Origin of the sequence: Alcaligenes sp. DN25 (genome assembly GCF_023674485.1) — a bacterium.
GTDB classification, from domain to species: domain Bacteria; phylum Pseudomonadota; class Gammaproteobacteria; order Burkholderiales; family Burkholderiaceae_B; genus Alcaligenes; species Alcaligenes phenolicus.
The window spans coordinates 3,728,082-3,739,816 of sequence record NZ_CP098408.1; the positions used below are offsets into that span (position 1 = coordinate 3,728,082).

The window sequence follows — 11,735 nt, forward strand, 5'->3', positions numbered from 1 at the left end:
CAGGCAACGCCCTGATCGTTGAAGCGTCACCGGCCCTAACGTATGATAGGGCCTCTTGAAGGAAAGCATCCGTGCCCGGTGGCACGGCCGGGCTTCAAACCCGGTTGGGGGCGTCAGACGTTCCCAGGTAGGTTCGACTCCTGCTGCTTTCCGCCACTTTGCTGGCAGAAAATCTCCCCACACACATGCCAGAGGCACGTATTCACTGACTAAACCGGCGTATCGGACGTTGGACGCCCTGCTGTTGGCCCCGAGTCAGAGCAAGTCACCGCCAATACCTGCGCCTGTTGATCCCCCAGGCTAAGCACGCTGTGGGGTAGCTCCGAATCAAAATACACGGAATCACCCGTCTCCAAGGTCATGCTGTGCTCTGCAATGGTGACTTGCACTTGCCCTTGGATCACAAACAAGAACTCTTCTCCCCCATGCGGGAAAGTTGGCGCTGGCTGCTGTTGTTCGTGTGGAGGGTAGATAACAAAGGGGTCCATCAAACGAAAGCGCCGCCGCCCGGCCATGCTCTCGTAACGGTAGGCGCTATGACCTGCCACACTGGGCAAGGGCATGCGTTCGTGTCGACGCACGACACACACACTTTCGTCTTGATCCAGTTCCCCCTCTCCAATCAACTGCGACACCCCCATGCCATAAGCCTGGGCCAGCTTGACCACGGTAGAGATGGACGGCGCACTGACTGCCCGCTCCAGCTTGGACAGATAACTTTTAGTCAGACCGGTGCGCTGGGCCAACTGCTCCAGCGACAAGCCATGTTGGCGACGCAGGGCGCGCAAGCGAAAGGGAAGATGGGTCATGGGTTAAACAAGAGGTGTAGCGCCCGAGGTCAGCCTCGGAGCGCATATAAAAAAGCGGCCTCTTATTCTACTCAAAAACATCCGTATGGCGTTTCAGCGCTTTGCGGGCATAGTATTCAAAGCCGATCTGGGAGCGGCGAGGTCTCAGAATCCAGTCATGTGCCTCCCGGCCCAGTTCCGGCGCAATAGGCTTGATCGTTCCGGCTGACATCGCCAACAATTGCATGCGCGCTGTGCGCTCAAATTGCAACGCCAATACGCAGGCTTCTTCTACTGAGGCCGCCGCCACCAACATTCCATGGTGCGATAAAAGAATAGCGCGCTTGTCACCCAAGGCCTCAGAAATGATCTGTCCCTCTTCATTGCCCACAGGGACACCCGGCCAATCTTTCAGGAACGCGCAGTCCTCATACAAGGGGCAGTTGTCCATATGGGATACGATCAAGGGCACCTCCAGCATGGACAGGGCGGCCACGTGCAAGGGATGTGTATGAATGATGCAGTTCACATCCGGCCGGGCACGATACACCCAGGAATGAAAACGGTTTGCTGGATTAGGCATCCCATATCCCTTCAAAACCGTTAAATCTTCATCTACCAGCAAGACGTTGGTCGACGTAATTTCATCAAACCCAAGCCCCAGCTGCTGCGTAAAATACGTGCCTTCCTGTTCGCCGCGTGCTGTGATCTGGCCAGCCAAACCAGAGTCATGGCCGCCATCAAAAAGAATACGGCAAGTCAGTGCGAGCTTCTCGGGAACACTGCGCTCAGGGATTTCGAAGAGGGCCTGCATCTGGCTTTGCGCCTGTTCAATCAGCACGGACTTGGACAAGCTCATGGTGTCACTCATAACAACTCCTTTTGTAAATTAATATCCTGCTCACAACAGCGGGACATAGCCCGCCAGGGCCTGCATACACTCGAGCCAATGTCGTACTGATGGATAGGGGCGCAGGTCGTACCCTCCCTGCTCTGCCATGCAGGTATAGGGAAACAAGGCCACATCGGCGATGCTGGGTCTGCCCCCAACGAAATAGCGATGCAACTGCAAATGCACCTCCATCTGGGCCAGAGCTTTATCGCCCTGTTCGCGCCACGCCAGCACCGCAGGATCATCCACCGTCATCGTCCCCCGCAACGCCACCCACAGTCTGGGCTGCGCAAGATTGGTCATATGCTGAGTCTGCTCAAAAGACAGCCACTGCAGCACTTGAGCCTGCGCAAGCGGGTCCGCGGGCAGAAAGTCTGTGCCCTGCGCCAGGTACCACAAAATAGCGGCCGACTCTGCCAGCCAGGGCCCTTCCCGGGTTCGCAATACCGGAACCTGTCCCCAGGGGTTGATTTGCCGGAACACCTCGGTATCCAGATCCCCCTCCACAATAGACAGGCTGCGCCGCTGTAGCGCTATACCCAAATAACCGCACAACAATCGTACCTTCCAGCCATTGCCGGTATGCACCGTGTCGATAAGCTCCAGAGCGGCGTGGTTCATTATCGTTACCTCACTCAAGGCTGATTTCTGCGGTCTGAACAATACGCTGCCACTTGCTGCGCTCAGCCGCGATGAAGGTTTGATATTCATCTTGGGTGCCGGTGTAGACCTGGCTGCCCTGCTGCTCCAGATGGGTTTTGAACTCCGGGTTGGCCAGTGTCTTTTGCAATGCCGTCTCCAATACCGCAGTCACCACCTGTGGAGTGCCCGGCGGGGCCAACAGCACGTTCCAGGAACTGATGCGTAGCTCAGCAGCCCCCAGCTCTGCGCTGGAAGGCACGTCGGGAGCAGCTGGGGAGCGTTGGCTATCAGCCAGAACCAGGGCCTGAAGCTTGCCTGCCTTCACCTGCGGCATGATCACGGGAATGGCATCCATCACCATGTCGGCATGACGGCCCACAACGGCACTGACAGCCTCCCCTCCACTCTTGAAAGGGATATGTCGCACATCAAGTTTCTCGGTCAACTTGAAAAGCTCTACCCCCAAGTGCGGAGCACTCCCTATCCCTGCCGATCCGAAGTTAAGGAGCCCTGGCTCCTGACGGGCATGGGCAACCAGTTGGGCATAGTTCTCCGTACCCAAATCCGAACGAACCGCCAGAACATACGGAGACCCCGTCACCATGCCGATAGGCACAAAAGCCTGCGGGTCGTAGTTGATTTTGGAAAGAATCAACGGGTTGACCACCTGTGTGCCTACTGTCCCCATGAACACGGTGTAACCGTCCGCTTTCGCATTTTGTGCAGCCTGAGCGGCGATCATGCCCCCGGCTCCTGCCTTGTTTTCAACAATGACAGTCTGGCCCAACTCCTTGCCCAACTGCTGGGCAAGGAGGCGCGCCACCAGATCGGTAATCCCCCCTGCACCAAAGGGCACGATCAAACGTACGGGCTGTGCCGGGAACGTTGTTGCCTGTACCGGACCCGCCATCATCGTCAAGGCCGCCCACCCGGCCATCATCAAACCAAGCGTCTTTTTCACTGGATGTCTCCTGAACTTTTTAAGTTTGAATTGTTCAGGACACATTCTCATCAAAAATGACCCATCGTGTCAAATAAAGAAATTATTGTCCTAAAAGTTTTATTTGCGGCGCTGAATGAATACATCAAGACGACCATCTACAAGGTTCAGACTATTTTTCTCCTCTGATTTTCATAGGAGAACTCAATAACTTTTCCTATAGAACAAATCCTGTCCAGATCATTTTCAATGCCCCTCTTCTCTGCCCGTGTTTCAAAAACCACACATTCGTCAGCTTTCTCGACAGGCGTCACATTTTTAAACACAATCCTGACTGCGAACAATTCTCATTATGTTTATCGTTTATTAGGAAAGTGATTATGAACTTATTGGCGCCTCCGGCTCGCCGCCCGCTCTTTGCATTGGGCCTGCTCGCCACGGCTTTGGCAGCCAGTTTCAGTGCTCAGGCACAAACTTCCAACGTCCGTGGTGGGGTCACCTCGCTGGAAGAAATTCGTGTCTTGCCTTCGGCAGAAGAAGCCGTCAAACAGGCTCCAGGCGTGTCCACGATTACTGCCGAGGATATTGAAAAACGCCCTCCCGCCAACGATCTGTCCGAACTGATCCGCACCATGCCCGGCGTGAACCTGACAGGTAACAGCCCGTCCGGTTCCTACGGCAATAGCCGCCAGATCGACTTGCGCGGCATGGGCCCTGAAAACACCTTGATCCTGATTGACGGCAAACCTGTCAGCTCGCGCGACTCCATTCGCATGGGGCGCGACGGTGAACGTAATACCCGTGGTGACAGCAACTGGGTGCCCGTCAACGCCATCGAACGCATTGAAGTGCTGCGTGGCCCGGCTGCTGCGCGCTATGGCTCCGGTGCTGCCGGTGGTGTCGTGAACATCATCACAAAAGCGCCTACCGATACTTTCTCCGGCTCGGTAACCGCCTACGGTCTGATTCCTGAGGACAGCGACTACGGCTCCACACGTCGTACCGGCTTTAACCTGTCCGGCCCCATTGCCGACAAGCTGTCTTTCCGCGTCTACGGCAATATCGCCAAGACAGATGCCGACAAACCCGCGTTGAACGCCAAGGCTTCCGGCATGGAGGTGAACGAGACCACCGTGCCACCCGCGGGCCGCGAGGGGGTACGCAATAAAGACGTTAACGGCTTGCTGCGCCTGGATATCAACCGGGACCACCGTCTGGAGCTGGAAGGCTCATTCAGCCGCCAAGGCAATATCTACTCAGGAGAGCGTCTGTTTAGCCGCAGCACGCAAACCATTGCATCACTTGCCGAAGATGGGGCTGAAACGAACATCATGTATCGTCGCGCCGGCTCGCTCAGCCACTATGGAGATTATGGCCAGGGCCGCCGCTCCCGCCTGACCTTTGCATATGAAGGCACGACCAACTCACGTTTGAATGAGGGCCTGGCCGGTGCCGTTGAGGGCAGCATCTCCAACCCCGGTGCTGGCTCGGTTTCCGAACTGCGTTCCCTGAACATCTCGGGCGAATACAACACACCCCTGCAGATCGCCAGCAAGCACGTCTTGATGACGGTCGGGTTCGAGCACCGCGATCAAAGCCTGGATGATGACTACGCCACTCGCTCTGGCCAAACCATCAACAAAAACACGGATTCCAAAAGCAAGGCCCGTACAACAGCCGCCTATGTGGAAGGCAATATCGAGCTGACCGACGCCTTGACCGTGACACCAGGAGTGCGGTTCGACCATCACAGCAAGTTCGGTGACAACTGGAGCCCCAGCCTGAACGCCTCCTACTTCATCACCGACAGCATCACCCTGAAAGGCGGTATCGCCCGCGCTTTCAAAGCACCTAACCTGTATCAGTCCAACCCCAACTACCTGTATCAGACACGCGGCAACGGTTGCCCGTACGACCCGGTAACTGGTCAACGCGTAAGCGGTCCTTGCTACATCTTCGGTAACGACAATCTGTCGCCCGAGCGCAGCATCAACAAGGAAATCGGTCTGGCCTACGACAATGCGGGCTGGGCAGCCGGTTTGACTTACTTCCAGAACGACTACAGCAACAAGATTGTGGCCGATATGGGCGACCAGACCATTCCGGATGCAGTAAACATTGGAGGCTCGCTGGTACGCCCATTCCAGTGGGTGAACTCCGGCAAGGCCGTGATCCGTGGTCTGGAAGGCAACCTGACTATCCCGATCCTGGGCGAGAACGGCGACACGCTGAGCCTGAGCAACAACCTGACTTACATGATCACCAACAAGTCCAAGGAAACCAATCAGCCTTTGACCGTCATCCCCCGCTACACCCTGAACAGCACGCTGGACTGGCGCGTCAACGACAAGCTGTCCTTGCTGGCTACCGCCACGCTGTATGGCAAACAAAAGCCACGCTCGCACAACCTGTCCAATAACTCGGAAGTGAAAGGTGATGGTCTGCGTGAACGTGGTTCATATGCCATCTTCGGTCTGAGCGGCGCTTACCAGGTGACCAAGTCCACCAATATCCGTCTGGGCGTGAACAACCTGTTCGACAAACGCTTGTACCGCGAAGACTCGGGTAGCGGCCAAGGTGCCAACACCTATAACGAACCTGGTCGCCAATACTACGCAACGTTGACTGCCAGCTTCTAATGCATCTTGCCGACCTCCGGGCTTGCTCCGAAGTCTGGAGGTCTGGCACGCCATAACGTCGCTTTTTCACAACCAACATAATAATTACTCTCATTTCTATTCGAGTTATAAGGTTTCACGCTTGAACCGATAATGAGAATCGGTATCATTATTTCCGCTGTAAGGAAAATACTGCCGCCAAGAGCAACGCAACCGCAGCACACGCTAAAAACAGACACAAATTGGAAGTCGTCAATGAAATCTCTATTTACCGTAAAGCGCTTGCCGCTCGTTCTGGCAGGCGCTTTTGCTGCTAGTGGTGCCGTTGCTCAAGAAAGCACACCCGTCCAACTCAGCCCAGTGGTTGTTACCGCCTCGGGCTTTGAGCAAGACATTAAAGAAGCTCCTGCGTCGATTACCGTCATTACCCGCGAAGACCTGGAAAACAAGTTCTACCGTGATGCCTACGACGCTCTGCAAGATGTGCCTGGCGTCATTGTGACTGGCGGTGGTGACCGTCGCGACATCACCATTCGCGGCATGAGCTCCAAATACACACTGATCCTGATCGACGGCAAACGCCAAAGCTCGACAGAAACCCGCACCAACTCGGACTCCTCCGGTGTGGAAGGCGGCTGGACCCCTCCCCTGTCCGAAATTGAACGTATCGAAGTGGTGCGCGGCCCCATGTCCTCGCTGTATGGCTCCGACGCCATGGGCGGTGTGATCAACATCATTACCCGCAAAGTGCCCAAGGAATGGGGCGGTTCCATTCGCCTGGATAGCACCTTGCAATCGCACAGCCGCTCGGGCGATATTTTCCAGGGCAATTTCATGCTGGGTGGCCCGATCAAGGATGGCGTGCTGGGCTTGCAAGTCTATGGACAACAAACCAATCGCAAAGAAGACGATATCTACAACGGTTATCGCAAGCGTGAGTCCTTTGAAGTCGGTGCCAAGCTGAGCCTGACCCCGTCGGAAAACCACAGCTTTGTGCTGGAAGGCAGCACAAAGCGTCAAAAATACAATTCCACCTTGGGCAAGACCGTTGAGCCAATTGCTCCCGGCACTGCTTGCGGACGCTCCGGTTGCCCTGCCAGTTCCGAGACAGATTACCGCGGTGAAAAGGTCTCTTTGACTCACAGTGGCAACTGGGGATTTGCAACCTCTGACACCTACGTGCAACAGGAAGACTTCAACAACAAGTCGCGTGACATGCGTATCAAAAATACCGATGCACGTACTGCATGGGTTGCCCCCCTGGGCGATCATCTGCTGACGCTGGGTGCCTCCTACCAGCATCAAAAACTGAACGACGAAACTGGTAACCAGCTCACAACTGGAATCAACCGTATCAAACGCACCCAATGGTCGCTATTCATGGAAGACGAGTGGAGCCTGACCAACAGCTTCGCCCTGACCGGCGGCCTGCGCTACGACCACGACGAGAACTTCGGCAAACACTTCAGTCCACGTATCTATGGCGTGTGGTCTGCCACAGACAACTGGACTATCAAAGGCGGTGTATCCACCGGCTTCCGTGCACCTGACCTGCGTCAAACCATCCCTGGTTGGGGCCAAGTCAGCCGTGGTGGCAATATGTACGGTAACCCTGACCTGAAGCCAGAAAAATCGCTGTCGCAAGAACTCGGCGTCATGTATGACAGTCTGGAGGGCTTCTCCGCTGGCGTGACTTTGTTTAATAACGACTTCAAGGACAAGATCACTCGCGTTGCATGTCCGGCCAGCAAATGTACCGACGGCCCTAACCAGTTTGGTTCCGACCCCACTACTTACGAGAACGTGGACAAGGCGGTAACCCGTGGTATTGAAACCAACTTCAGCTGGGATCTGGCTCAAGACTGGACCTTGAAGGCCAATTACACCTACACCCATTCCAAGCAAAAGAGCGGTCCTAACGAAGGTCAGCCTCTGAATCAAATGCCCAAGCACATGGCAAATGTCAGTCTGGATTGGCACCCTACAGAAAAAATCAACACATGGGCTCGCGTGAACTACCGTGGCAAAGAAAGTGAACCAGTCACCTCTGCCTCTTCCTCGACAACACGAGCTCCGTCCTACACCTTTGTAGATCTGGGTGGCACCTACAAACTGAACAAAAACGTAGACCTGTACGCGGGTATCTACAATATTTTGGATAAGCAAATCCGCTACGATGATTACGGCTACGTCGAAGATGGTCGTCGCTACTGGCTGGGTGTAGGTTTGCGTTTCTAAACACCTATAGTCCCTTCAAATGGCCGGCGCCTCTAGAGCCGGCCATTTTTATTTCTCCACTGCATTCGTCCACCTCACCCGACCGATAAGCTCTTCCTTCAGCCATAACAGCGCTAGACTAAAGCCTGGTTAGCCAGCTTTCTGGCTACAGAATCACCACATTCGGGAGCTGATCTTGTCGTCCACCGAGTCTGATCTCGCGATCTACGCCGGGCCTCGTGCTTATCGTCATATTCAAAGCAATGGCTTGCATGCCAAGGACATCAGCACACTGATTGGCAGCGCGGGTGGGCCCAAGGCTTTGGCGCTAACCGGGCTGGATCAGTATTTGTTTGGCGACTGGCTCAACACGCATGATGAGCCGCTATGGTTGTTTGGCAGCTCCATCGCTTCCTGGCGCTTTGCCTGTGCGGCCCAGAGCGATCCGCACAAAGCCTTTGCGGACTTTGCGCAGCTTTATATACACAGCCCCTTTCTTCCCAAATCCACGGTAGCTGACATTACCCGGTCTACCCAGACCATGCTGAAAACCTTGCTGGGGGACGCCGACTCACAGGCTGCGATCCTGAACCATCCACGCTATCGCTTCGCCATTACCGTGGCACGCAGCAAGGGCTGGGCGGGTTCCCGCAACCCCAAACAGCTTGGTGCAGCCCTGCTCAGCTGCATGGTCGGCAATTATGTGCACCCTGCTATCCCGCATTGGTTCTTCGAACGGGTTATTGTGCACGACACCCGCAGCCCCTTGCCCATTCACGGCAGACATCAAGACCTGGCTCGCTACGCCGCACTGGATCAGCACAATCTGTTCGAGACCCTGGCCGCCAGCACCGCTATTCCACTCGTGATTGACGGTGTGAATGCCGCCCATAACTGGCCTGCCGGTCTATACCGGGATGGAGGCCTAGTCGACTACAACTTCTGCGCTCTGGATCTGGATAGCCCAGGCTTGACCTTGTTTCCGCATTTCACTCAAAAGATCAGCGCCAGCTGGTTCGACAAATACCTGCCCCGTTGGCAAAAGGCTCGCCGCCGTCACAGCCTGGACAATCTGATTTTGCTGTGCCCGACCGAACGTTTTTATCAGCGGCTAAAAGACCGCAAAATCCCCGATCGCTCCGACTACAAGCGTCTACCTGACGCAGACCGGCGTATTGCCTGGCAAAACTCCGTCGAACAAAGCCAGCGACTGGGCGAGCAATTTGCACAGTGGGTGGCCACCGACCAGTTGGCCCAGCGTGTTCAACCCCTGCCCTTTCCGTAGCAAAAGCCTGCAGGGCATAGGGGCAATTTAGTATCATTTCATCTTCAACCTCTTTCTTGGTACGCGCTCATGGATACTCCCATTCGTCTGACCCAATACAGTCATGGAGCCGGTTGCGGCTGCAAGATTTCCCCCAAAGTATTGGACATTATCTTGGCGGGAAGCGGAGCCCAGAACGTGGACCCGAACCTGTGGGTAGGCAATACATCACGTGATGATGCGGCTGTGTACGGTTTGAATGAGGAAACAGGCGTCGTCTCGACCACCGACTTTTTCATGCCCATCGTGGACGATCCGTATGACTTTGGGCGCATTGCTGCGACCAACGCCATCAGCGACATCTACGCCATGGGTGGTAAACCGATCATGGCCATCGCCATTTTGGGCTGGCCCATCAATGTCCTGTCCCCTGAAGTTGCCCGCGAGGTCGTGCGTGGTGGGCGTGCTGCTTGCGATGCTGCTGGCATCACCCTGGCCGGTGGTCACTCCATTGATGCCCCCGAGCCTATTTTTGGTCTGGCTGTAACTGGCGTAGTTGATAAAGGCCAGTTAAAACGCAACGACACCGCAACTGAAGGCTGCCAGCTCTATCTGACCAAACCTCTGGGTATTGGCGTGCTGACCACGGCCGAGAAAAAAGCCAAGCTTCGTCCTGAAGATCAAAACCTGGCCCGCGACTGGATGTGCACGCTCAACAAGCCCGGCAACCGCTTTGCACAGCTGCCCGGTGTTAAAGCCATGACCGATGTGACCGGCTTTGGTCTGCTGGGACACCTGATCGAAATGGCTGATGGCAGCGGCCTGACCGCCCGTCTGAATCTGGACCGTGTGCCCCTGCTGCCCGGCATTGAATACTACCTGCAAGAAGGCTGTGTACCCGGCGGCACGCAACGTAACTTCGACAGCTATGGCCATCGCATCGCTCCTATCAGCCAGGATCAGATCAACATTCTGTGCGACCCACAAACCAGCGGCGGTTTGCTGATCGCCGTAGAGCCTGCTGCCTCTGCCGAGTTTCTGGCAACAGCACAAGAACTGGGCCTGACCCTGGAAGCCATCGGGGAATTCATCCCCGCCAAAACCCACGCCGTCGAAATCGCTTGATGCGTCCTGATACCCACCACTACCGCGAGCTGTTCCTGAACGATGTGCCTTTGATGGACGCTCGCGCTCCCATCGAATTCAGTAAAGGCGCCTTTCCCGGCGCATTGAACCTGCCACTGATGAACGACGAGGAGCGTCACCTGGTGGGGATCTGCTACAAGCAACATGGCCAGGATGCCGCCATTGCCTTGGGTAACAAGCTGGTCAGTGGCCAGCTCAAGCAAGCTCGCCTGCAGGCCTGGGCACAATTTACGCAAGACCATCCCGACGGCTACCTGTATTGCTTTCGAGGTGGCCTGCGCAGCCAGATCACACAAACCTGGCTGCGCGAAGAGGCAGGCATTCCCTATCCCCGCGTAGTGGGCGGCTACAAGGCTATGCGTGGCTTTTTGCTGAATAATCTGGAACAAACCGTCGGCAGCGCCCGTTTTCAGGTTCTGGGCGGCATGACAGGCACGGGCAAAACCGATGTCCTGCAGCAGCTTGATAACAGTCTGGACCTGGAAGGCTACGCACATCATCGTGGTTCCAGCTTTGGCAAACACGCCACCAGCCAACCCAGCCAGATCGACTTCGAGCACAGGCTATCGATCGCCATGCTCAAAAAAACGGCCCAAGGGCACCAACGCTTCGTCCTGGAAGATGAAAGCCAAACCATAGGCCGTTGCAGCCTGCCACTGGGCCTGTACCGAGGGATGCAGCAGTGGTCCATCATCTGGCTGGAAGATAGCCTGGAAAACCGCATTACGCGCATCGTGCGCGATTACGTCCAGAACCTGCACGCGGAATACACAGCCCAATACGAGCCGCAAACAGGCTTTGCGCTCTTTGCCGAACAACTGCGTCAAAGCCTGGCCCGCATTACCAAGCGCCTGGGCCATCAACGCTACCAGCAGTTGGCCGCCATCATGGATGAGGCCTTGCAGGAGCAGGAGCGCAGCGGCGCGCTGGAGGGTCACCGGGACTGGATCGGTGGTTTGCTGACGCAATACTACGACCCCATGTACGCCTATCAACGCGAACAAAAAGCGGAACGGATCATTTTTCAGGGTGATGCCGACGCGGTCCTGAATTATTTGCATCAGCAAGGCTGACCCTCATCTAAAGCCCGGCCAGCAAAGCCTGCCATCGTTCCTCACAGATCAAGGGCTGACTGACGCCGACCCATATCCACTCTTGTCAGAATCTGTCCTTGCTCTGACACAAAGAGTAAACAAAGGGTAACCCCTACCATCTCGCAAGAATCTTG

General features: G+C 55.7%; 9 protein-coding genes and 1 tRNA gene. 6 read left to right on the plus strand and 4 right to left on the minus strand.

The genetic code is table 11. The features are described from left to right. Nucleotides 1-60: 60 nt before the first annotated feature. Nucleotides 61-156: transfer RNA gene (locus tag NBV64_RS17220), tRNA-Sec, on the plus strand. A 53-nt stretch (nt 157-209) separates the two neighbouring features. On the opposite strand, the gene NBV64_RS17225 is transcribed toward NBV64_RS17220, so the two are convergent. From NBV64_RS17225 to NBV64_RS17240, 4 genes are all read right to left on the minus strand, one after another. Then, nucleotides 210-809, minus strand: a complete 600-nt coding sequence (locus NBV64_RS17225; protein WP_009463463.1) for a helix-turn-helix domain-containing protein — start codon at nt 807-809, stop codon at nt 210-212. Nucleotides 810-876: 67 nt separating this feature from the next. Continuing rightward, entirely contained in the window at nt 877-1,659 is a 783-nt protein-coding gene (locus tag NBV64_RS17230; RefSeq protein ID WP_045929518.1) for an aldolase, read from the minus strand. A gap of 30 nt (nt 1,660-1,689) precedes the next feature. Continuing rightward, nucleotides 1,690-2,301, minus strand: a complete 612-nt coding sequence (locus tag NBV64_RS17235; protein ID WP_009463467.1) for a glutathione S-transferase family protein — start codon at nt 2,299-2,301, stop codon at nt 1,690-1,692. Nucleotides 2,302-2,311: 10 nt separating this feature from the next. Continuing rightward, complete coding sequence (locus NBV64_RS17240) at nt 2,312-3,283, minus strand: Bug family tripartite tricarboxylate transporter substrate binding protein (protein ID WP_342467175.1); 972 nt, start codon at nt 3,281-3,283, stop codon at nt 2,312-2,314. Between the two features lie 359 nt (nt 3,284-3,642). Here NBV64_RS17240 and NBV64_RS17245 point away from each other — a divergent pair, with 359 nt between their 5' ends. The 5 genes from NBV64_RS17245 (at nt 3,643) to mnmH (ending at nt 11,580) form a co-directional block, all read left to right on the plus strand. Next, nucleotides 3,643-5,901, plus strand: coding sequence for a FepA family TonB-dependent siderophore receptor (locus NBV64_RS17245; protein WP_250756218.1), 2,259 nt, complete (start codon nt 3,643-3,645; stop codon nt 5,899-5,901). A gap of 234 nt (nt 5,902-6,135) precedes the next feature. Continuing rightward, nucleotides 6,136-8,118 carry a ligand-gated channel protein gene (locus tag NBV64_RS17250; protein WP_009463473.1) on the plus strand — a complete coding sequence of 661 codons (1,983 nt, stop codon included), beginning with the start codon at nt 6,136-6,138 and terminating at the stop codon, nt 8,116-8,118. A gap of 175 nt (nt 8,119-8,293) precedes the next feature. Continuing rightward, a complete protein-coding gene (locus tag NBV64_RS17255; RefSeq protein ID WP_250756219.1) occupies nt 8,294-9,382 on the plus strand; it encodes a hypothetical protein in 1,089 nt (362 codons plus the stop codon). Between the two features lie 69 nt (nt 9,383-9,451). Continuing rightward, the gene (selD, locus tag NBV64_RS17260; RefSeq protein WP_009463477.1) at nt 9,452-10,486 is read left to right on the plus strand and encodes a selenide, water dikinase SelD; all 1,035 of its coding nucleotides are present in this window, start codon (nt 9,452-9,454) and stop codon (nt 10,484-10,486) included. Further along, nucleotides 10,486-11,580 (plus strand): tRNA 2-selenouridine(34) synthase MnmH, encoded by a 1,095-nt coding sequence (gene mnmH / locus NBV64_RS17265; protein ID WP_250756220.1) that lies wholly within the window; start codon nt 10,486-10,488, stop codon nt 11,578-11,580. The genes selD and mnmH overlap by 1 nt, the downstream gene beginning before the upstream one ends. Nucleotides 11,581-11,735 lie beyond the last annotated feature (155 nt).